General features: G+C 64.6%; 20 protein-coding genes. 7 read left to right on the forward strand and 13 right to left on the reverse strand.

Going from position 1 to position 21,926, the window contains the following annotated elements:
• The 4 genes from ELY12_RS07015 (at nucleotide 1) to ELY12_RS07030 (ending at nucleotide 4,297) form a co-directional block, all read left to right on the forward strand.
• Nucleotides 1-1,245 carry an N-acetyl sugar amidotransferase gene (locus ELY12_RS07015; protein WP_126175996.1) on the forward strand — a complete coding sequence of 415 codons (1,245 nt, stop codon included), beginning with the start codon at nucleotides 1-3 and terminating at the stop codon, nucleotides 1,243-1,245.
• Nucleotides 1,246-1,308: 63 nt separating this feature from the next.
• Nucleotides 1,309-2,184, forward strand: coding sequence for a hypothetical protein (locus ELY12_RS07020; protein ID WP_126175997.1), 876 nt, complete (start codon nucleotides 1,309-1,311; stop codon nucleotides 2,182-2,184).
• A 179-nt stretch (nucleotides 2,185-2,363) separates the two neighbouring features.
• A complete protein-coding gene (locus tag ELY12_RS07025) occupies nucleotides 2,364-3,749 on the forward strand; it encodes a capsular polysaccharide export protein, LipB/KpsS family (RefSeq protein ID WP_164549438.1) in 1,386 nt (461 codons plus the stop codon).
• A gap of 23 nt (nucleotides 3,750-3,772) precedes the next feature.
• On the forward strand, nucleotides 3,773-4,297 hold the full coding sequence (locus ELY12_RS07030; protein ID WP_206435790.1) for a DapH/DapD/GlmU-related protein: 525 nt from the start codon (nucleotides 3,773-3,775) through the stop codon (nucleotides 4,295-4,297).
• Nucleotides 4,298-4,300: 3 nt separating this feature from the next.
• Here the strand turns inward: ELY12_RS07030 and pseC are convergent, their stop codons facing one another.
• From pseC to ELY12_RS07080, 10 genes are all read right to left on the reverse strand, one after another.
• Nucleotides 4,301-5,488 (reverse strand): UDP-4-amino-4,6-dideoxy-N-acetyl-beta-L-altrosamine transaminase, encoded by a 1,188-nt coding sequence (gene pseC, locus ELY12_RS07035; RefSeq protein WP_126175999.1) that lies wholly within the window; start codon nucleotides 5,486-5,488, stop codon nucleotides 4,301-4,303.
• On the reverse strand, nucleotides 5,478-6,500 hold the full coding sequence (pseB, locus tag ELY12_RS07040) for a UDP-N-acetylglucosamine 4,6-dehydratase (inverting) (protein ID WP_126176000.1): 1,023 nt from the start codon (nucleotides 6,498-6,500) through the stop codon (nucleotides 5,478-5,480). Before pseB ends, pseC begins: the two co-directional genes overlap by 11 nt.
• 46 nt (nucleotides 6,501-6,546) lie before the next feature.
• On the reverse strand, nucleotides 6,547-7,761 hold the full coding sequence (locus ELY12_RS07045) for a hypothetical protein (protein WP_126176001.1): 1,215 nt from the start codon (nucleotides 7,759-7,761) through the stop codon (nucleotides 6,547-6,549).
• Between the two features lie 13 nt (nucleotides 7,762-7,774).
• On the reverse strand, nucleotides 7,775-9,967 hold the full coding sequence (locus tag ELY12_RS07050) for a GumC family protein (RefSeq protein WP_126176002.1): 2,193 nt from the start codon (nucleotides 9,965-9,967) through the stop codon (nucleotides 7,775-7,777).
• Between the two features lie 20 nt (nucleotides 9,968-9,987).
• A complete protein-coding gene (locus ELY12_RS07055; RefSeq protein WP_126176003.1) occupies nucleotides 9,988-10,704 on the reverse strand; it encodes a polysaccharide biosynthesis/export family protein in 717 nt (238 codons plus the stop codon).
• Between the two features lie 55 nt (nucleotides 10,705-10,759).
• Nucleotides 10,760-12,160, reverse strand: a complete 1,401-nt coding sequence (locus ELY12_RS07060) for an O-antigen ligase family protein (protein ID WP_126176004.1) — start codon at nucleotides 12,158-12,160, stop codon at nucleotides 10,760-10,762.
• Nucleotides 12,160-13,215 (reverse strand): dTDP-glucose 4,6-dehydratase, encoded by a 1,056-nt coding sequence (gene rfbB / locus ELY12_RS07065; RefSeq protein WP_126176005.1) that lies wholly within the window; start codon nucleotides 13,213-13,215, stop codon nucleotides 12,160-12,162. Before rfbB ends, ELY12_RS07060 begins: the two co-directional genes overlap by 1 nt.
• A 4-nt stretch (nucleotides 13,216-13,219) precedes the next feature.
• A complete protein-coding gene (rfbC, locus tag ELY12_RS07070; RefSeq protein ID WP_126176006.1) occupies nucleotides 13,220-13,786 on the reverse strand; it encodes a dTDP-4-dehydrorhamnose 3,5-epimerase in 567 nt (188 codons plus the stop codon).
• On the reverse strand, nucleotides 13,783-14,664 hold the full coding sequence (gene rfbA / locus ELY12_RS07075; RefSeq protein WP_126176007.1) for a glucose-1-phosphate thymidylyltransferase RfbA: 882 nt from the start codon (nucleotides 14,662-14,664) through the stop codon (nucleotides 13,783-13,785). The genes rfbC and rfbA overlap by 4 nt, the downstream gene beginning before the upstream one ends.
• A gap of 71 nt (nucleotides 14,665-14,735) precedes the next feature.
• Complete coding sequence (locus ELY12_RS07080; protein ID WP_164549439.1) at nucleotides 14,736-15,506, reverse strand: sugar nucleotide-binding protein; 771 nt, start codon at nucleotides 15,504-15,506, stop codon at nucleotides 14,736-14,738.
• 166 nt (nucleotides 15,507-15,672) lie between these two features.
• Here ELY12_RS07080 and ELY12_RS07085 point away from each other — a divergent pair, with 166 nt between their 5' ends.
• Both ELY12_RS07085 and ELY12_RS07090 read left to right on the forward strand, forming a co-directional pair.
• Nucleotides 15,673-16,278 carry a sugar transferase gene (locus tag ELY12_RS07085; protein WP_126176009.1) on the forward strand — a complete coding sequence of 202 codons (606 nt, stop codon included), beginning with the start codon at nucleotides 15,673-15,675 and terminating at the stop codon, nucleotides 16,276-16,278.
• Nucleotides 16,275-18,215, forward strand: a complete 1,941-nt coding sequence (locus ELY12_RS07090) for a polysaccharide biosynthesis protein (RefSeq protein WP_126176010.1) — start codon at nucleotides 16,275-16,277, stop codon at nucleotides 18,213-18,215. Before ELY12_RS07085 ends, ELY12_RS07090 begins: the two co-directional genes overlap by 4 nt.
• Here the strand turns inward: ELY12_RS07090 and fabI are convergent.
• Genes fabI through ELY12_RS07105 form a run of 3 tightly spaced genes read right to left on the reverse strand, consistent with a single transcriptional unit; the run spans nucleotide 18,212 to nucleotide 21,113 of the window.
• The gene (fabI, locus tag ELY12_RS07095) at nucleotides 18,212-19,036 is read right to left on the reverse strand and encodes an enoyl-ACP reductase FabI (RefSeq protein WP_126176011.1); all 825 of its coding nucleotides are present in this window, start codon (nucleotides 19,034-19,036) and stop codon (nucleotides 18,212-18,214) included. The two genes, ELY12_RS07090 and fabI, sit on opposite strands and share 4 nt — an antisense overlap.
• A complete protein-coding gene (locus ELY12_RS07100) occupies nucleotides 19,033-20,073 on the reverse strand; it encodes a YihY/virulence factor BrkB family protein (RefSeq protein WP_126176012.1) in 1,041 nt (346 codons plus the stop codon). Before ELY12_RS07100 ends, fabI begins: the two co-directional genes overlap by 4 nt.
• Before the next feature lie 44 nt (nucleotides 20,074-20,117).
• Nucleotides 20,118-21,113 carry a DnaJ C-terminal domain-containing protein gene (locus ELY12_RS07105; RefSeq protein WP_126176013.1) on the reverse strand — a complete coding sequence of 332 codons (996 nt, stop codon included), beginning with the start codon at nucleotides 21,111-21,113 and terminating at the stop codon, nucleotides 20,118-20,120.
• A 206-nt stretch (nucleotides 21,114-21,319) separates the two neighbouring features.
• On the opposite strand from ELY12_RS07105, the gene pdxH reads away from it, so the two are divergent.
• Complete coding sequence (gene pdxH / locus ELY12_RS07110; RefSeq protein WP_126176014.1) at nucleotides 21,320-21,925, forward strand: pyridoxamine 5'-phosphate oxidase; 606 nt, start codon at nucleotides 21,320-21,322, stop codon at nucleotides 21,923-21,925.
• Nucleotide 21,926 lies beyond the last annotated feature (1 nt).

Here is a 21,926-nt window from a genome sequence, read left to right on the forward strand (position 1 = left end):
ATGACCTTATCGTCTGCGCGCGCGTGTGCCCGCTGCCTCTATACCACTCGCCACCCGCTCGGTCTTGTCCTGGACGATGACGGCATCTGCTCAGGGTGCCGGGTTCATGAAGAGAAGGATCGCCTGGACTTCGATGCGCGCTGGCGAAGACTACTGGAAATTGTCGAGCCGTATCGTGCGAAAAGCGGCACCACATACGATTGCATCGTGCCTGTAAGCGGCGCCGGCGACAGCCACTGGATCGTTCATCTCGTCAAGGAACGGCTCGGCCTGAACCCCCTCCTGGTGACGTACAACAAGTACTTCAACACCCCGCTAGGGGTTCGCAATCTTGCCAATCTGCGCATCAAATTCGATTGCGATATTCTGGTCCAGAACGTGAATCCGGTGTCCGTGAGGAATATAACCCGGACGACCCTCCGGATGTTCGGATCGATGTATTGGCCCTGTCTGGCGGGACAGACGGTGTTCCCGGTGCAAACCGCTGTGCGATACCAGGTGCCCTTGATCATCTGGGGCGCGCACCAAGGGCTCGAGCAGGTGGGGATGTTCAGTCACGAGCACGAAGTCGAGATGACCCGCCGGCATCGCAAGGACCATGACCTGATGGGCCATGAGGCGGACGACCTGCTCTCGATCTTCGACACCCTGAACGAGCGTGACATCTGGCAATACCGCTACCCGGACGATGCGGACCTCCGTGCGGTGGGGGTGCGCGGAATCTACCTCGGCAACTATGTTCGCTGGGATCCGAAGGCGCAGCACGAGCAGATGGTGGCAACGCATGGATATGAAGGCGCGCGCTTCGCGCGGACCTTCGACACCTACGACTACGTCGATTGCTTCAACTACATGGGTATCCATGATGCGCTGAAGATGGCCAAGCATGGCTATTCCAAAGTCACCGATCACGCATGCCGGGAAATCCGCTTCGGTCGTCTGACCCGTGACGAAGGGCTGGCGCTGGTCCGGAAGTACGAAGGCGGACAGACGCAATATCTCGATCTCTTTCGGGAATGGCTCGGCATCGAGCAAAGCGGTTTGAACTTCGTGATCAACGAGCACCGCAATCGCAATTTCTGGATGGAGGCGGCCCCTGGAGAATGGACCCGGCTTCCGGTGGCCGAGGCCCCGGCATGCGATATCGCCGCGGTGGAAGAGCGGCTCGATTTCCGCGCTCAGCGCGCGCTCGATTACACCGAGCGGGGCCGTTACATCACCATCGGCAAGGGTTACCCGCTCTGACATGACGGATTTGCGCGCAAATGCGGTCTCGCGCCGAATGGCGTTTATGCCTATAGCGCTCCGATGAATCCCGTCCGTAAACTGTATAGCACGTTGAGATGGCGACTGATTCCGGTGCGCTATGCCGGGAAGATGGTGCGTCAGTTGACCGCACGGTCCGTTCCTGCACGGATGGCGTCGGGCGCCGCGAACGATACCGGCTACGCATCTTGCAGCGATGAGATGCACCGGTGTGGCTTCGCTTCGGGTCCGACAATCCCTGCGCCGGATCTCGCCGCGATGCAGGATATCTACGGCTCGCGCAGCAAGGCGGTCGTGCCCAAGGCGGGCGGGCACCCGTTCACCAATCTCTTTCGGGAAGACGATCTCTCGGCGGACAATCCGGTCTTTCGGTTTGCTTTGTCCCCCGCTGTGCTCGACGCTGCTCACGCCTATTTCGATGGGCGTTTCCAGTTCGATTCGATTCAGGTCCTCTACTCGTGGCCGACCGATGGAGACCTGCTGGAAAGTCAGCTCTGGCATAAGGACTACGGCGATTCGAGCGCGTTCCACTGTGTCGCCTATCTGAACGACGTCGTCACACCGGAAGACGGCCCCTTCGTGTTCGTCGATCGGCAAGACTCGGCGCGGATACGCAGCTCGATCTTCATTCGGCGTATCGACGACAGCACTTTTGCCCAAGAGCTGTCGGGGGGCGAGGTGCGGAGCTTTTTGGCGCCGGCGGGTCATTCGGTCCTGGTCGATCCATCGGTCTGCTATCACTACGGCAGCCGCTGCCGGCGGCCGCGGCTGGCGATCTTCGCGACATTCAGCACCGACAAACCGTACGTGGGAGCACAGCCGCTGATACGCCGCAATGCCCGCCGGGCCGCTTCGGCCGCAAAGCTGGTCAGACCTGATCTCTCGGCAGCCTATCTCGACCGCCTGTTTGGCGCATAGGCGCCATCTCCTGCAGCAATAGAACGTGAAGGGCAGGAGGGCGCGCGCGTTGGGCACTCTGATCCAAACACGTGTCACGCGCGCCGCGCGCCTTTGAGGACCGCTCAATGTCAAGCGAAGCAGCTTCGCTAACCATCCTTTGCCTTTCGAGGGCGTATCTGTCGCGACTGTTCCCGGCCATGGCGGAACGCCATCCGGGCGCGCGATACCTGCACATCGTCCAGACCGATCGTGAGCGTGCGTTCATCGAAAGCCGCGGCGGCGAAGTGGTGTTGTCGATGGAAAGTGCGGTGCGAAGCGCACTGCGCGAAGGCGCGGCCGCGTGGAAGGAGCCGGGCGATTTTCGCGAAGTGACGGGCTTCCCTTGGTCGCCCATCTTAGCCGATCGTTACCTACCGAGTTTCGCGGGCCCGGTTCGCGATCGTATCGCAGGGGCGCTGTATCGAGCGCTCGAAGATGTGTTCGACAGATATCGGATCGACGCGTTCCTTTCGGAGCCAGTCGCTTTGTTCGTCACGCACTGCCTGTTCTACCTCGCACGCAAGCGTGGCGCACGCAGGCTCCTGTGGGCTAATGCCTGGTTTCCCGGATGGTTCTATTTCGCAGATGGGATCGACATCAGCTGTCCCGTCCGTTCCGCTCCTATGTCATCAGGGGACCGGGCCGCACTGTCGACCGACGTGTCAAGTTATCTCGACGGTGTGATCGAGGATCGACGCGGACCTGCCTATCACCACTCGTTCCTCGAGCGGAAGCTCTCGCCGTTGTCCTTCTTCAAGCAACGGCGTGGGACGGAGCCCTTAGTGATCCAACCGGGCCTCCTCAGCCGAATGATTCAGCGTGGCAGGTTAACCCGGGCGTGGCTTACGCGCGCCGCATTCCCCCGGCGAGGTGATTTCATGACGGCAGGAGCGGTGGACGAGCACCGCGCCTATCTGCATGCGCAATTGACGGGAAACGGCGGGTACGACGTGCCGCCTGTACAGTTCGACGAGCGCCGCGTCGTTTACCCGCTGCAGTACGAGCCTGAGGCGTCACTGCTCTACTTCGCTCCCGATTTCCGCCATCAGCCTGCTCTGGTCGAGGCGGCGTTGCGGGCGCTGCCCGACGGGCATACCTTGTGGGTCAAAGAGCACCCCAATCAATGCGGGGCGCTCGGTGCGCCAATCTGGCGACAGTTGAAGAAACAACACAGCGCGTTGCGGTTCATTCGGGGCCGGCAAAGTGGCCGCGATCTCATGCGCAACGCGGGCCTCGTGCTCACCGTCTCGAGCAGTGCGGGGATGGACGCGCTGGCGTTAGGCCGTCGGGCCTTGGTCACCGGACAGGTGTTCTATCGCCATTTTGCAGGCGCCCTGCCGGTGAATTCCTACAGTGAGCTGGCGCAAGCTCTCAATGTTCCGGAAAACTATCGGCCCCTGGACAACCGCGCGAGCCTGACGGAGCAGCTCGTCGACTTTGGCACGCGTTGCTATCCAGGCGATCCTCAGCCGCGGCACGATCTGTTCAGCCCCGAGAACCTTGACCTCCTGGTCGCCGCCGTCGCAAGCGAATGTGCACTATGAAACGGCACTTGCGCCCATTGTGGATGATCGAATCTCATGTGCGCGGTGCGATGGCTATGTCACGCTGGTTACAGCGGCACATTCCGATCGTCGGCCCAGCCGCTGCCCTGCTCGTGGATCGCATGCTGCTGATCGCATACGGGCTCGATGTCACCTCGAAGAGCGTCAACATCGGCTGTCTATCGATCAGCCATCCGGGGGGGATTCTTCTCGGCGGTAACGGCATCGTGTCGCCCGGCCGGGTAGCCGTGATGGCGGGCGTCAAGTTTGTCGGTCGCAGCCCCAACGACCCGCGCTACGTGGCCGCCGCTCGCGAAGGCGTAACTTTCCGGCTCGGCGACAATGTGGTGATCGGCGCCAATAGCGTTGTCGTCGGTCCGGTGGAGATTTGCGACGATGTCGTGATTGGCGCGATGTCGTTGGTCAACAGCTCGATCACCGAACCGGGCGTCTATGTCGGCTGCCCGGCGCGACGGATTGCCGAAGCGTTGACTGACGAATGGGTCGCTCATCTGCCCGCGCCCAAGCGTGCCCAACGCGACCGTTAGTGATCAGAGGGCGACCGCCAACTCTCGTGCGACCCGATCCTGCGATTCCTCTGACAGCCGCGGATAAAGCGGGAGAGAGACGGCGTTGGCATAATAGGCTTCCGCTGCGGGGTAATCGCCTGGCTTGAAACCCAGCCGCTGATAATAGGGCTGCAAGTGGATCGGGATATAATGAACGTTTACTCCGATCCCTGCCTCCCGCAGCCGAGCGAACAGACTCGCTCTCGTGGCGGAAGTCCCGGCGGGATCGATCTCGACCACATATAGGTGATGGGCTGACACGGCATTAGGCCGGGCTGACGGCAGCTTGAGCGGCATATCGGCGAGCAGGCGGTTGTAACGATTCACCAAGCTCTCCCTGCGCGCCTGCATACTGGGCAAGCGGGCAAGCTGCGACCGTCCCAATGCCGCCTGAAGATCGGTCATGCGGTAGTTGTAACCCAGCAGGACCTGCTCGTAGTACCAGTCTCCAGGCACCGGCTCTTCCATCAGATCGCGATCGCGCGTTATCCCGTGGCTGGCCAACAAGCGCATACGCTGCGCCAAACCGGCATCGTCGGTCGCACATAGCCCGCCTTCGGCAGTGGTGACGATTTTGACGGCGTGGAAACTGAACACGGTGATATCGGCCCAGGCGCTTCCGACCATATTGCCGTCGAGCGACGCGCCCACCGCGTGCGATGCGTCCTCGACTATCTTGAAGCCGTACCGGTCTGCAAGTGTCCGGATGGCGGGCATATCGGACGGCATTCCCGCGAAGTCGACCGGGATCACGATCTTCGGCAATTCACCGGACGATTCCGCCGCCGCGAGCTTTTCGGCGAGTGCTGCCACACTCATCGTGCGGCTGATAGGATCGATATCAACGAAATCGGCCTCGGCGCCGCAATACCGGATGCAATTGGCGGAAGCGACGAAGCTGTTCGGCACGGTCCAAGCGCGATCACCCGGACCGAGGCCGAGCGCGAGGCAGGCGATGTGCAGGCCGGCCGTCGCATTCGAGACAGCTATGCAATGCGCAATGTCATGCAACTCGGCGAACGCCCGTTCGAACGCGGGAATTTCCGGCCCCTGGGTGAGGAAGGGACTTTTAAGGGCGCCGACGACCGCAGCGACGTCCTCATCCTCGATCGTTTGACAGGAGTACGGGATATAGGCGTTCGCCGGGCTTGCATTGGCGTCAGTCGCCATAAGACAGGTCCGGAACATGCCGCGCGATGAGATCTCGCAGCGCATCGACCGAGAGAAAATCCGTGTTGTCGCCGCTGTTGTACGCAAAGCCTGGCGGAACCATGGTGACTCCTTGGCGGGCGCAGTACTCAGCGATCAGATCAGCGTTGCCGGAGGGCAGGATGGCATAATAGGGCCCGAGATCGACGGTGTTGGGGCTGTCGGAGCTGGTGATCATCTCTTCATGGATCTTCTCGCCCGGACGTATCCCGACCACGTCATGCGCAGCATCTGGAGCGATTGCCGTCGCGACATCGGTAATTCGGTACGACGGGATCTTGGGAACGAAGATTTCTCCGCCCGTCGCATGGGCAATGGCCCACAACACCATGTCCACTCCGTCGTCGAGCGAGATGTTGAAGCGCGTCATGGCGGGATCGGTGATCGGCAGAACGCCATCGTCGCGCCGCGAAAGGAAGAACGGGATCACCGATCCGCGGCTACCCATCACGTTGCCGTAGCGCACCACGCTGAAGTTGATGTCGCGATCACCGCGGATGTTGTTTGCCGCAATGAATAGCTTGTCCGAACACAGCTTGGTTGCGCCATACAGGTTTACCGGCGCCGCGGCCTTGTCCGTGCTGAGCGCCACGACCTTCCGCACGCCGTTGTCGAGTGCAGCATCGATCAGGTTCTGCGCCCCGATGACATTCGTCTTGATGCATTCGAAAGGATTGTATTCCGCCGCGGGCACCTGCTTCAGCGCGGCCGCGTGGACTACGATGTCGATGCCTTCGAGCGCCCGACGTAAGCGCGCCTCGTCACGGATGTCGCCGATAAAGAACCGGAGCGCCTGATGCCGGTCGGTCGGAAACTGTTGTTGCATCTCAAACTGTTTAAGTTCGTCGCGCGAGTAGATCACCAGCCGGCGGACGTCCGGATATTCGGCCAGCACGCGGCGAACGAATGCCTTGCCGAACGAACCAGTGCCGCCAGTCACGAGAATCGTTTTTTCGTTAAGTCCTTCAGTCACAAGATCTTCTTTTCAAATAAATTTGGAGGCTGGGGAGCCTGAGGGTTCACTGCGCGCCGTTGCCGCGGTTCCGATCGATCTTGATTGAGCGGATCGTGAGGTCGACCGACGGCTGTCCGAAGGGGACGTTGACGACCAGGTCAAGCCGCTGGCCGCGGCACCCCGGCGGTATAGCAAAAGTGCCGGCGATGTCCTGCTTCGAGTTCAGCACAAGGGGACCGCTGTGCCAGATTTCGCCGCCGTCCGCGCAGCTGACCCGCCATATCGCACTGGCATCGGCTTGTGGCGCGGTCGATGATGCCTGCTGGCTGAGGCGATAGCTTCCGGCCGGCAGCAAAAGGAACTTGCTAGCGAGCACGTCATGCGCACCGCCGGACGCATAAATCGAAAACGCATCGACTTTTGTGCCCTTGCCGCTGGCGGCGCTCGCCGAGCCGGTTGACGTGCTGCTTAACTGCCAAGAGGCCAGGCCATAGGCCGGATCGAGAGAGTGGGCGGTAATCGCCGCGCTCTCGAACAAGCTTGCGCTACCGCCCGGGATCAGGGGGAGGAGGCTGCGCGCGGCTGAGTAATACCCGTTTTGAAAAGCACGCGTGATCATGGGGCCGGCAAAGATCGCGCGGTCGTCGGGCGGGATTTTGGTGCCAGCTCGCAGCATAACGTCGGCCGCGTGCCCGGTGGACGAAGCGTCGTTGCTCGCAAACGTCAGAAAATCCATCACCCAGGGCGAATCTTGCGCCGCCAGATCGGCGATGGCGGCACGTATGTCGCTCTTTACCAGAGCCTTCTTTAGATAGGGGAAGAATAGCGATGTCGCTTCGGGTCGCGCCCGCAGCACTGCGTCGAAGCGGTCGATAGATCCAGGGACGTCGCCACGCTGAAGCGAGACCGCGGTCATCGCCAACTGCGAAAAGGTCATCCGCTTGGAAACTTGGGTGGCCAGCTCAGCGTAGCGCGTGCCCGCGCCCGACCGGCCCGTGGGGTCGGAGGCATAAGCCATGACGTTGAGCGCACCAGGATCAAGCGGTTCGTCGCGCAACCGCGCGCGGGCCGTCGCAAAGACTTGGTTCTTAGGTGGCATCCGCGCAGGTTGACCAAGCGACAGCGAGAGCAAATCAACCTGCGCACCTTCGCTTCCGTACATTCGAGCGGCTAGCGCGGGATTGAGTTCGGTCATCACATTGCGCGCGGCATCGATTGCGGCGAGCCCGGCGAGGACCAGCGCGCCCAGCAGCACGATCAGCGCCCGCGGTCGGCTCATTGTCATGTCCGGATCACTCAGCTGCGACGGGCTCGCTGTCCTTCGAACGCCCGTATCCGTACCCGTATCCGTAACCATAGCCGTAGCCGTAGTTTTCCCGGGTTAGCTTGGTAAGCACCGCGCCGACCACATTGGCCTGCGAATCGCGGAGGCGTCCAAGAGCCGAGCGTAGGCCGCGCACCGCGGGGCCGTTGGCCTCGACCACGAACACGCTCGCTTCGACTGCGCGGGCGATCACCGGTGAATCGGCCAGGCCAAGCACCGGCGGAGCATCGATCACAACGTGGTCGAACCGCTGACTGGCCTCCTCCAGCACTTCGGCCAGACGGACACCGCTCAACAACTCGGCCGCGCTCGGCGGAGTGGGACCGGCAGTCAGCACGTTGAAGCGACCGGTATGATCCGTGTGCACATAGCTGGGCCATGCACTGTCACCCGTCAGCGCGTTGCTCAGACCGCGCGCATTGGGCGTCCCGTCGAGCTCGTGGATCGATGGAGAGCGCATATCGCCATCGATCAGGAGCACGTTCTTGCCGGTGCGTGCGAGCACCGAGGCGAGCGCGTAGGCGGTCAGGCTCTTGCCTTCGGCCGGTCGCGAACTGGTGACCATCAGCGTACGCGGCACGCCGTGATCGGTCGCGAAGGCCAGGCTGGTCTGGACGCTGAGATAGGCCTCCGACAGCTCCGACTTGGGATCCGCCAGCTCTTCCGCCGGCACTTCCTTGGACGACATCGGCACAGTGCCAAGCAGCGGCAGATGCAGCAGGCGGCGAACGTCCGCAGGTTCACGCAACCCTTCGTCAATCTGCTCCAGCACCACTACAACCAGTCCCGCGAGGCCGAGACCGAGGAACAGCGCGACCAGAAGGTTGATTGCCAGCACCGGCGAGGAAGGTGAGGTCGGGACGTCAGCACGGTCGACGACCGAGATGTTGTTGGCCGCGATACCGGCGACGCCGATTTCTTTGTAGCTCTGCAACAGGCTGTCGTAGAGCTGGCGGGTAGTATCGGCATCGCGCTGGTAGATGTTGTATTGAATTTCGTCGCGGTTTTCCTGGCCGAGCCTGCCCGACAGACGATCGACCTGCGCCCGCAAAGCATTCTCACGACGGGCGGCTTCGGCATAGCTGGTGCTGCGCGCGCGGTTGACCCGCGATTCTTCGCCCGCAATTGCCTTGTCTAGCGATGCGATCTTGTTCTGGAGCGCTCGAGCTGCCGGGAATCCGGGCTCGAACTTCTCCATCAGCGTGGCGTAGTCAGCGGCGGCCTGTGCGCGCTGGGCGCGAAGGGCCGCCACGGTCGAGTTCTCGACCATCGCGGTGTTGGTCCCGCCGATAGTCTGCGCTTCGGCCGCGATCCGATCGGCGGTTGCGGCCGCCAGGGCGCTGCTGATCGCCGAGAGCTGAGCACCTGCGAGAGTTTGCTCGTTCTGAGTCTTCCCGTCCGCGGACACCGTGGTGTTGAGGGGAACGATGCCCTTCTGCGCCGCAAACTCGGCGGCCTGCCGTTCCGATTGCTCGAGCTTTACGGCCAGGTCGGCCAGGCGCCCTTCGAGGAACTTTCGCGCACCGAGGGTCGACGTGAAGCGGCGATCCGAAGTCGCCTGGATGAAATTTTCCACCCACGCATTGGCGATCCGCGCCGAAAGCTCCGGCGACCCGCTGGTGTATTTAACATTGACCAGTCGGGAGCGCGCGATCGGTGCGATTTCGACGTGGTCGAGCAAGAGGTCGCCCGCGGCACGCACGCGCGACCGGGCATCCTGACCCGCGGCCGGTGGCTCGAGCCCATGCGCCGCGTAAAATTCGGCGCTGCCGGAAAGATTGAGTTGCTGTGCGACCCGCTCCGCCAGCGAGCGGGATTGCAGCAGGGTATATTGTGTCTGGTAGAATTCCTGGTCCTGCATCGACGCGTCGGAATCGATGCTTTCGATCTTGGTCGGATTGCGCTCGTCGCGGCTGATCTCGATCTGCGCGGTGGCGACATACATCGGCCGCGACAGCAGAGTGACGATCACCCCCGCCGCCAGCGCCAGTAGAACGATCGCCAGGATGATCCATTTACGGCGCAGTGCCGCGTTCAGATACTGCACCAGGATCGGCGCGTCACCGATGTCGTGATTGCGGACCACCGCCACCGTATCATGCGGCATGCCGCCCGCGGGCTGCAGGTCTGCGATACCTTGAGAAAAGAGCGTCTTGTTCATGCGCGGGACCGAATTCGCACCTATTTCTGGACGATGGCGACCAGCGGGTAGCTGAGCGTCGAAAACACCGACAGCGCCTGTCCGAAGTAGCGCATGGCGACGTTCTGATCGACGAAGACCATGTCGTTGGGATAGATCGCCGGGTCGGCGTAGACCCCGCGGTTGATTGCCGTGAGATTGTAGAGGGCGGCCATCTTCTGGCCGTTGACAGTGCGCACCACCACCACTGACGAAGGCTTGGCAAACTCCTTCAGGCCTCTGGCGGTGGCGATCGTCTTGCCCAGGGTCATATCGGCTACCACCGGATAATTGCCCGGTTGGTTCACCTCTCCGTTGACCGTGACGACTTGGGTCACCGTCTCGAGCATGTTCACCTTGACCTGCGGATCGCGGATATAGGCGGCCTGTAAGCGGTTGCGCAGCAGACCCTCGATCTCGGTGGTGGTCAGGCCCGACACTGGCATCTCGCCAGCCAAGGGATAGGTGAGCTTGCCGTCGGCGCCGACTTGAACCTTGGCGATCGACAACTCGGGCATGTCGTACACCTGCACCGAAAGCGTATCGTACGGCGCTACCAGATAGGTGCGGCTGTTGTGCGTATCGGCAAGGGTTGGCGCAGGCAGTGCTTCGCCCGAGATGGCCTGCGCGGCCGAGCCCGGCGCGCCGAACTTGGGTCCGGTCGAGCAGGCGCCGAGCAGCGCAAGCGCGAAGATCGCCAGAATACCGCGGAAACGCATCGAACCCTCCAATTAACTTTCGGCCTAGCCGAGCTTCGCCCGGAAGACCATAGGCTTAACGCCTCGCCCGGTCGGCATTGCCGGAGCGCGAAAGCCAGAATGCGATGAGCATTGCGGACGCCGAAAGCGATGGCACGCGCAAGGGATAGTCGACGGCGCTCGCCGCGATCAACACTGCCAGCGCCAGCGAAGCCGACCGCGCAAGTCGTGCGCCCTGGCCGTGCCCTCCGAAATCGCGCCACGCGACCCAGGTGCGTCGCGCGACAAACATCAGGAACGCCAGGACCAGAAGAATGCCCGGGATGCCCAGGGTCAGCGCAAGCTCCAGGAAATCGTTGTGCGCATGGTTGATGTACTTCTCCATCATTTGGCGAGGCGGCTCGCCGACCAGATAGGTCTCAACGAACGATCCGATCCCCGAGCCGAAAGGGAGATAGTGCGGTATGAGCGAGACTGTCGTTCGCCAGACCTCGGGTCGAAAGTCGCCTGTTCCGCTTTCGGTAAGGCGACCGACTGCGCCGGTGTCACCGAGGCGACTGCCGACAAACAACAGCGCGAGCGGGACGACGATGACTGCCGCGGCCAGCGCAGCCGTGCGAATGCCGCCAAAGCGATCCAGACCCGATCGGCGACCGCCTGTCGGCTGCGGCCGGGAGGGCCAGGGCAACATGAATGCCGCTCCGACCAGCGCGGCCGCGAGCATGATAACCCCCGCGCGCGACCCGCTGACGAGTACGACGACCACCGCCAGCAACGTCGCGGCCACCGCCAGCGCCCGCTTGAGGGCCGTAAGGCGTCCTTCACGCAATCCAGTCGCCCAGGCTGCAGCGAGCGGGATCATCGCGGCCAGGAATACTGCGTTGTGGTTCCGGTTCGCAAACACTCCGACCGGCGAGCCGGTATTTGATATACGATAGAACCACAGCATCGAAGCGGACGGCGCCAGCATCTGCAACAGCGACAGGAGAAGCGAGACGCCGGCGAGCGCCAGTACCACCGGTACCATCGCGCGTCGGCCCACACTATCGAGATGCACCATGCCAAGCCCCGCCGCGAGCGGCACGAACAGCGACCAGAAGGCGTTGTGCGCGGCATCGGGTGCGATCGTGAGCGGCCGCCACACGCTACCGAGCGCGGTCACGCTGTCGATCCGCTGGATCAGGTCATGGCCCGGCAGCGCGTGCCACACCACCGGAGGCAGCGGCACGATATGGAGAAGAGCGAGCGCAAAGGTCGCTCCGCTGAAGGCGAAGAACCAGCGGTCGGCGGCGATCTGCTCGCGGGTCAGCCGGATCGCCCACCACGCAGCAAGGAGTACCGCGACCGGCCGGATGATCACCAGGCTGGCCAAGTCCGCACGCGCGCCGCCGCCGCAGAGGAACAGCAGGGAGACGAATCCGGCGAGCACGCGAAAGTCGCGCGTCTGTCGCTTGGTAGTGGCTTGAGGCGAGCGCATCAGCCGTTGCCGAGCCGCTCGCCGGCATAGGCGCCCGAGCGAATCGGCTCCCACCACCAGCGGTTGTCGAGGTACCAGTCGATCGTCTTGGCGAGCCCGCTGTCGAAGGTTTCCTCGGGCCGCCAGTCGAGCTCGCGCGCAATCTTCGAAGCGTCGATCGCGTAGCGCCGATCATGTCCGGGACGATCGGTCACGAACGCGATCAGGTCACGCCGGCTCCCGCCGCCAGCGAGCGGCAGGCGCGCGTCCAGCGCATCGCAGATCGCCTCGACCACCTCGAGGTTTGTGCGTTCCTGATTGCCGCCGACGTTGTAGCTCTCGCCCACCCGCCCGCGCGTAAGGACCGCCTCCAGCGCCGCCGCGTGATCGTCGACGTAGAGCCAGTCGCGCACGTTCTCACCCTTGCCGTAAACAGGCAGCGGCTTGCCTTCGAGCGCGTTGAGCAGGACCAGCGGGATCAGCTTCTCGGGGAAGTGATAGGGCCCGTAGTTGTTCGAGCAGTTCGACAGTACCACCGGCAACCCGTAGGTTTCATGCCACGCGCGCACGAAGTGATCGCTTGCCGCCTTGGATGCCGAATAGGGGCTCGACGGCGCATAGGGCGTCGCCTCGGTGAACTGGCTATCGTCGAACGGCAGATCACCGAATACCTCGTCGGTCGAGATGTGATGGAAGCGAAACGCCTCCTTCGCCGCGCCGTCCAGCCCGCGCCAGTATTCGAGCGCCGCGCTGAGGAGGCGGAAAGTGCCGACGACGTTGGTTTCGACGAAGGCGCCGGGCCCATCGATCGAGCGGTCGACGTGGCTTTCGGCGGCAAGATGCATGATTCCGTCGACCGCGTGCTCGCGCAGCAGCCGCAGGACAAGCTCGCTATCGGCGATATCGCCTTCGACGAGGACGTGATTGGGCGCGTTCTCGATCAGCTTGAGCGAGGCGGGATTGCCGGCATACGTCAGCTTGTCGAGATTGATGACGGTGCGGCCCTGGCGGACCAGCCGTCGGACCACCGCCGACCCGATGAAGCCGGCGCCGCCGGTGACGAGGATGGTCTGCACCGCCTTATCCCTCGTACTCGAACGGACTGTCGAAGTCCGCCAGCAAGGGCGCGACGCGGTCCTTATCCGACAGGGTCGGCGCGGTGGCGAGATCGGGCCAGTCGATACCGATCGCGGGATCGTCCCAGCGGATCGCGCGCTCGTGTTCCTGCGACCAGGGCGCGCTTACCTTGTAAAGCACCTCGGTGTCGGGGACGAGGGTCATGAAACAGTGCGCGAAGCCGATCGGGACCAGCAACTGGTTCCACTGGTCGGCCGACAGCTCGCGGCCGACCCATTTGCCGTAACTGGGCGAGCCGCGCCGCAGATCGACCGCGACATCGTAGATGGCGCCGCGCAGCACGCGCACAAGCTTGTGCTGCGCGACGGGCGGCAGCTGGAAGTGCAGCCCGCGCACCGTCCCCGCGGGCGCGGAGAAGGACTGGTTGTCCTGCATCCAGTCGATGTCGATGCCCGCCGCCGCGAAGGCCGGACGCTTGTAGACTTCGGAGAAGAAGCCGCGATGATCGCCGAACTTGGGCGGCACGATCTCGATCACCGCCGGGATCTCGGTCGGATGGAACGCGGTCATGCGCGTGCCCCGGCGATCTTCTTGAGATAGTCGCCGTAGCCGGTTTTGCCGAGCGCGGCCGCGCGCCGCAGCACGCCTTCGGCATCGAGCCAGCCCTGCTCCAACGCCACCTCTTCGGGGCAGGCGATCTTGATGCCGGTGCGATGCTCGATCGTGCGCACGAAGCTCGATGCCTCGTGCAGACTGTCATGCGTGCCGGTGTCGAGCCACGCATAGCCTCGCCCCAGCCGCGTGATATGCAGATCGCCGCGCTCGAGGTAGGTGCGGTTGACGTCGGTGATCTCGAGCTCGCCGCGGGCGGACGGTTTGATCGAGCGCGCGATGTCGACCACGTCGGAATCGTAGAAATAGAGACCCGTCACCGCCCAGTTGCTGCGCGGCCGGGCAGGCTTCTCCTCGATCGACAGCGCCTTGCCCGTTGCCGGGTCGAACTCGGCGACACCGTACCGTTCGGGGTCTTCGACGTGATAGGCGAACACGTTGGCGCCGCCCGCGGTGGCCTCGGCGGCGGCGGCGGCGCATTTGTCGCCCATTTTCTCGCCATGGTAGATGTTGTCGCCCAGGATCAGCGCGCTCGGGCCGCCGCGCACGAAATCAGCCCCGATGACAAAGGCTTCGGCAAGGCCGTTGGGCTGCGGCTGCTCCGCGTACTCGAGCGAAATGCCGAAGTCGCTGCCATCGCCCAGCAATTCGCGGAACATCGGCAGGTCGCGCGGGGTGCTGATGACCAGGATCTCGCGAATGCCGGCCAGCATGAGCACCGACAGCGGATAGTAGATCATCGGTTTGTCATAGACCGGCAGCAGCTGCTTGGAGATGCTGAGCGTCGCGGGATAGAGCCGGGTACCGCTCCCTCCGGCGAGAATAATGCCCTTCACGTGACCTCGAACCCTTTTGTCAGGCCGATCGCGTTCGGCTCGGCGCGCCTCTTAGGGGCGGGGGGTATGGCTTACAACCCGCCAACTTGCCCAGCTTGACGAAGGAGTCGGGTGACGACTTCGTCCGTTCGCTCGAATGGGAGATACGCCACCGCCGCGTTGTCCTTTTCCGCGAGCAGGTTGGGCTCAAACAGGCTGGCATGAAGCCCCGGCGCGGCTCGGCGGAGGAGCGCGAGCACGAACGACGGCACGGTCACGATGCGCGCCCGCAAGGCGAGTGCTTGCGCCGCATCGCGCATCATGGCCGGGGTGTAAGGCAGCGGATCGGCTGCGGCGAAGGTGCCGCCCCGGCCTGCCGCGATCAGGCCCGCGATCGTCGCCGCGAGCCCGTCGTAACTCAGCATCGAGCGCGGCGTGGGCCAGGGGGCGGCAGGGATCACGCCAGTTCGGCAGGTCAGGCGAACCAACTGCGCGAGCTTGTCCGTGCCGCCCCCGATCAGGATCGGCACGCGCAGGATGGTCAGTCTGTCGCCCAGCCCGCATTCGCGCAGGCGCTCTTCGGCGGCGAGCTTCGAACGGCCGTAGTCGCCAGTCGGTTGCGTCGGCGCGTCGCTGCCCACCGCGTGCGCCGCGCCGAACACCGAGAACGATGAGATCTGCACAAAGCGCGCCGCGCCCTCCTCGGCTGCGCGGCGAGCCCAGGCGAGCGGTACTTCGCAGTTGGCTCGGGTCAGCGTCGCTACGTCGCCATCGGGTGTGCCGGCGCAGTTCACGATCGTGGCGCCACTCAGTGATGCATCGGTCGGCACCTGATCGTAGGCTTCGACGATGATTTCGCCCATTACCCCGGTTGGCCGGCGGACAACCGGCAGTGTCGTCGCGAGGGGAAGGCAATTCATCAGCGCCCGCGCCGCCCGGCTCGCCCCTCCTATCAGGATCACCGGCCCGTCCTGCCTCTCGTGCGCACTTTCTTGTGACATGGCGGGCGTGAAGCTAAGGCCTCGCGCGATGTCAATCCGGGCCGCACCCCTCCAACGCGCGTTCGATCTCGCGATCGCCGTGCCCGCGGCGCTTGTCGCCGTGGTTCCCTGTCTCCTTCTGCTCGCGGCGATTCGCTTGGAATCGCCCGGCTCGCCGCTGTTCGTTCAGCGCCGGGTCGGTCGCGGGCAGCGGCCTTTCGCCATGCTCAAGTTGCGCACGATGCGCGCGGGCACCGCCAATGCCGCCTCGCATGAGGTGGGCACCGCCAGCGTCACCCGGCTGGGCGGGCTGCTGCGCCATCTCAAGCTCGACGAGCTGCCGCAGCTATGGAACGTGATCGCGGGCGACATGAGCCTTGTCGGTCCGCGGCCATGCCTGCCCAACCAGGCCGAATTGGTAGCGGCGCGCGCCCGGCGCGGGCTCTACGCGATCCGCCCGGGAGTGACCGGACCGGCGCAGCTCGCCGGCATCGACATGTCCGATCCGGAGCGTCTCGCCGCTTACGAAGAGGCCTATTACGGGGCCCCGCGCTCGGTCGCGGACTGGCCGCTGCTATGGCGCACGCTGGCGGGCGGAGGTCGCGGCGATGCGGCCGCGACTGTCGCTGCCTCCGAACGGAGAAAGCGCCCATGAACCGCGAAGCGCCGATCTTCGCGGCGATCCTGTCGCTCCCGCGCGAAGCGAAACGGGTGGTCGCGCTCGCCGCCGACATCGTCATGTGCGTGCTGTCGGTCTACATCGCGTTCTACTTGCGGTTGGGCTTCTGGCCCCCGATCACGTCGTATCCGTTGCAGCCGATCGTGGTCTCGATCGCGCTCGCGCTGCCGATCTTCGTCACCTTCGGTCTTTATCGCGCGATCTTCCGTCATGCCGGCGCGGAGGCGCTGATCGCGATCTTCCGTGCGGTGGCGGTCTACACGATCCCGTTCGCCACCCTCTACACCCTGATCGGAGTCGCCAGTATCCCGCGCACCGTCGGCCTGATCCAGCCGATCCTGCTCGCCCTGATGGTGAGCGCAACGCGGGTCGGCGTGCGGTTCCTGTTCGCCGAAACGTACACCGAGCGCTGGCGCAAGGACCGGGTGCCGCGAGTGGCCATCTACGGCGCGGGCAATGCGGGGCTCGAGCTCGCGGCGGCAATCACCGCGTCGCGGGCGATGCGCGCGATCGCTTTCATCGACGACGACCCGGCGCTGTGGGGCTCGACCTTGCGCGGCCTGCCGATTCTGCCGCCGGGCAATATGGCGCAGCTGATCGACCGCCACCGGATCGAGGACATCCTGCTGGCGATCCCCTCGGCCTCGCGCCGGCGGCGGCTCGAGATTCTCGAATCGTTACGCGGACTGCCGATCCACGTCCGCACCCTGCCCAGCTTCATGGACATTGCCCGCGGCACCATCTCGGTCGGCGACTTGCGTGAGCTCGACATCGAGGATTTGCTCGGCCGCGCGACGATCCCGCCCGACGAAGCCTTGCTGCGGCAGAACGTCACCGGCAAAGTGATCATGGTGACCGGCGCGGGCGGCTCGATCGGCAGCGAGCTATGTCGCCAGATCATCCGCTTCCAGCCAGGCGCGCTGCTGCTGGTCGATCACTCCGAATACAACCTCTATGCGATCCATCACGAACTGACCGCGCTGGTGGCCGACTCCGCGAACGAGGACGGGGAGGCGCCCGCATTGGTGCCGCTGCTCGCGTCGGTCGCGGATACTCGGCGGATGGACGAAATTCTTGCCGCCTGGCGCCCAACCACCGTGGTCCATGCCGCGGCCTACAAGCACGTCCCGTTGGTCGAGCAGAACGTGCTCGAGGGGATTCGCAACAACGTGTTCGGCACGCGCACGCTGGTCGACGCCGCCCGCCGCGCCGGGGTGGGGCGATTCATCCTCGTTTCGACCGACAAGGCGGTGCGCCCGACCAACGTGATGGGCGCGACCAAGCGCCTGGCGGAGATGATCCTGCAGGCGGTGCAGGAGGAAGACCGCTCGATCGTGCTGTCGATGGTCCGCTTCGGCAACGTGCTCGGTTCGAGCGGCTCGGTCATCCCGCTGTTCCGCGAGCAGATCGCCGCCGGCGGGCCGATCACCATTACCCACCCGGACGTGACCCGCTTCTTCATGACCGTGCCTGAAGCTGCGCAGCTGGTGCTGCAGGCGGGCAGCATGGCGCGCGGCGGCGAGGTGTTTCTGCTCGACATGGGCGAGCCGGTGCGGATCGTCGATCTGGCGCGCAACATGGTGGAGCTGTCGGGGCTCAAGGTCAGCGACGATGACGACGGTGACATCGAGATTGTCTTCACCGGCCTGCGTCCGGGCGAGAAGCTTTACGAAGAGCTGCTGATCGGTGACGGCGGAGAGCCGTCGGACCACCCGCGGATCGTGCGCGCCAACGAAGCCGCGCTGAGCTGGGCAGAACTCGCGCCCGAGTTGGCCGCGCTCGAAGCTACGATCGCGAGCGGCGATTCGGGAGAGGCGCGCGCGATCCTCGGCCGGCTGGTGACGGGATATCGTCCTGCGGCCGAGATGTTCGACCTGACGTTGGTGCGCGACCGACGCTCGGCCGCGCGCTAGCTCAGCGCGATATCGGGCGCGTCTTCTTGCTTCATGCCGACGAGGTGATAGCCCGCGTCGACGTGGTGCACCTCGCCGGTGACGCCGCTCGCCAGGTCCGACAGCAGGTAGAGCCCCGCGCCGCCGACGTCCTCGATCGTCACGTTGCGGCGCAGCGGCGAGTTGAGCTCGTTCCACTTGAGGATGTAGCGGAAGTCGCCGATCCCGCTCGCGGCAAGGGTCTTGATCGGCCCCGCGCTGAGCGCATTCACGCGGATGCCGTCAGGGCCCAGATCATTGGCGAGATACTTCACGCTGGTTTCCAGCGCCGCCTTGGCCACGCCCATCACGTTGTAGTGCGGGACGACCTTCTCCGCGCCGTAATAGCTCAGCGTCACGATCGAGCCGCCGCCGGTGCCGTCCTCCCCCAGCGGCTTCATCATCCGCGCCGCGCGCTGGGCGACCGCGACCAGGCTGTAGGCGCTGATGTTCATCGTCATGATGAAGTTGTCGAGGCTGGTGTCGACGTACTTGCCGCGCAGCTCGTTCTTGTCGGAAAAGCCGATCGCGTGGACCACGAAGTCGATCGTCTCCCACCGGTCCTTGAGCGTGTCGAACGCCCGGTCGAGCGCGGCCATGTCGGACACGTCGCAATCGAAGCAGAAGTTGCTGCCGAGTTGCTCGGCGAGCGGCACCACCCGCTTGGCGAGCGCATCGCCCTGGTAGGAGAACGCGAGCTCCGCGCCGTGCTCGGCCAACTTCTGCGCGATCCCCCAGGCCAGCGACTTGTCGTTGGCGAGACCCATGATCAGGCCCCGTTTGCCTGCCATCAGCTTGCTCATCCGATACCCTTTTCCTGCATTCGTTCCAGCTCGCGTGCGGCCGCCCTGCGCGCCCGGTCGTCGGCCTGGCCGATGCGGTTTTCCGCCTCTTCGGGCGTTTCGGCCAGCGCCGCGTTGAGCTCGGCACCGATGACCATCCCTAGGCCCACGAGGTAGAAAAAGAAAAGCGCGATCATGATGCCGGCAAGGCTGCCGTAGGTCGCGTCGTAGCTGAAGAAGCTGCGGATCGCCGACGGCAGCGCGACGGTGACGCCAATCCACCACAGAGTCGTCGCCAGCGCGCCGGGCCACTTGGGATAGCGCCGCTTGCGGTACTGTTTGGGGGTCAGGGTGTAGAACAGCAGGTACAGCGAGCCGAACAGGCCAAACGCCGGGATGATACGGCTGAGGCGCAGCTCGCCGATCGCATGGCTGAACCCGGGCAGGTAAGCGTCGATCACCTCTTGCGCGGTGCCGATCACCACTTGGGCAAGCAGGCTGACCATCAGCAGCACCACCGCGCCGCCGATCACCCCGGCGGAGAACAGGCGATACTTCCAGAACGCGTGGGTCGCCTTGGTGCCGTAGGCGCGGCGGAGGATGTCGCGGATGGTCTCGATCAGGCTGGACACGGTCCACAGCCCGACCAGGCCGCCGAGCCACAGGAACCACCCGCTGCGCTCCTCGATCACGCTGCGCGCCACGGGCTCGATCACGTTCCCGACCAGCGGCGGCAGGGCATAGAGCACCGCGTTGATCGTCGCCGCGCGCTCGCCCTCCTCGCCGATGATCGAGAACACCGCCGCGCCGAGGATGAAGAAGGGGAAGATCGCCAGGATCGCCATGTAGGCCAGGTTCCCGGCGTGGATGAAGCCGTCGTTGTAGGCGCCAATCAGCACCCGCTTGGCGATCTCGAACGCCTTGGTGCCGGGCCCCACTTCGCTCAACATCCGGCTGCGGAAGCCGGGCCGGTGATGGAGCGCATCCTTGCGCCGCTCTTCCGGAGAAAGCGTGTGGACCACGCGTTCCTCGGGGGCGGGCAGGATTTCTTCGCTCATCGGTTCCTTTGTCGGCCTGCCGCTCTTGTGAAGGCCAAAAGGGCCTAAACGCCGAGCTTCGAGCGTGGGTTGCGCGTGTCCTGCCAACCTTCGAGCCGCTTGGCCAGTTCCGCGACGTCGTCGGGCAGGTCGATCTCGAGCGTGACCAGTTGGTCGCCGCGCCCGCCGGCCTTCTTGGAAAAGCCCTTGCCGCCCAGCCGCATGGTGGTGCCGCTGCTAGTGCCCGGCTTGATCGTCAGCATGACCGGCCCGTCGACCGTCGGCACCTTGACCTTGGCTCCTACGATCGCCTCGTCGAGCGTGATCGGCAGGTCGAGCCTGACATTGTCGCCCTCGCGCCGGAAAAAGGCGTGGCCGTCGACCGAGATCGTCACGATCCCGTCGCCCGCGCCGCCTGGCCCCACCTGACCCTTGCCCTTGAGACGCATCGTGGTGCCGTCCTCGACGCCGGCGGGCAGCTTGAGGTCGATCGTCTTGCCGTCGGCGAGCGTGATGCGCTGGTCGGCACGCCGCGCGGCATCGACAAACGAAACGCGCAGGCGATAGGCGATGTCGGCGCCCTTCTGCGGCGGAGCCTGCCGCCGCTGCTGGCCGCCGAAGCCGCCGCCCCCAAACGGGCTCGAACGACCGCCACCGCCGCCGAACAAGCCTTCGAACAGGTCGCCGAGATCGACGCCTTCCGCGCCGCCCCCGAATCCCCCTTGGCCCATGCCCTGCAGGTCTTCAGGCCGGAAACCGCCGCTGCGGCCGCCGCCGAACCCGCCTCCGCCGAAACCGCCGTTGAAGCCCCCGCCCGTGCCGGCAAACGGGTTGGCCGGGTTGCCATCGGCGTCGATCTCGCCGCGATCGAACTGGGCGCGCTTGTCCTTGTCGGACAGCAGGTCGTAGGCGCGGGTGACTTCCGAAAAGCGCTCCGCCGCCTTGGGATTGTCCTTGTTGCGGTCGGGATGCAGCTCCTTGGCGAGCTTGCGGTAGGCGCTCTTGATCGCCTTGTCGTCGGCGCCGCGCGCTACTCCGAGTGTTGCATAAGGATCAGCCATCGCCGTGTTAGCTAGGTGAGGCACCGCGCGGGCGCAAGCGAGGCCAAGCTTTCCTACTATTGTGCGGCATTGTAGGGCCGCACGCATGGTGTCCCGTGCGCTCCTCCGACAGCCGATCTTTCTCGTCTCCGAAATGGCCACGGGCGGAGCCCGATTTTCTTCGCCAGAACAGTGTGACAAGTGTGACACGTCCAACGGAGGCAGCGATGGACGCTGATAAGTCGGTCCTGCCGGATAGCGATCCGCTGGGCCTGTTCGCAGCCTGGTTTGCCGAGGCGCGCGAGAGCGAGCCCAACGATGCCAACGCGATGTCGCTGGCAACCGCTACCCCTGACGGCGCGCCATCGGTGCGGATGGTGCTGCTGAAGGAGTTCGGGGAGCGGGGCTTCACGTTCTACACCAACGCGCAGAGCCGCAAGGGCGGCGAAATCCTCGCCAATCCACGCGCCGCGCTGCTGTTCCACTGGAAAAGCCTGCGCCGCCAAATCCGCATCGAAGGTCCGCTGAGCGAGGTCTCGCCCGAACAGGCCGACGATTACTTCCATTCGCGCGCGTTCGTCAGCCAGGTCGGCTCAGCGGCGAGCGACCAGTCGCGTCCGCTCGACGATCGCCGCACCTACATCGAGCGGGTCGAGGCGCTGGAGGATGCCTGCAAGGCGGCCGGCGAGGTGCCGCGTCCGCCGTACTGGACGGGCTTTACGCTCGATCCGCAAGCGATCGAGTTCTGGCTCGACCGGCCCAACCGCCTCCACGACCGCCGCCGCTTTACGCGCGTCGGCGAAAGCTGGGCCAGCACGTTGCTCTACCCGTGAG

The organism is Tsuneonella rigui (assembly GCF_003958625.1).
Taxonomy (GTDB): Bacteria; Pseudomonadota; Alphaproteobacteria; order Sphingomonadales; family Sphingomonadaceae; genus Tsuneonella; species Tsuneonella rigui.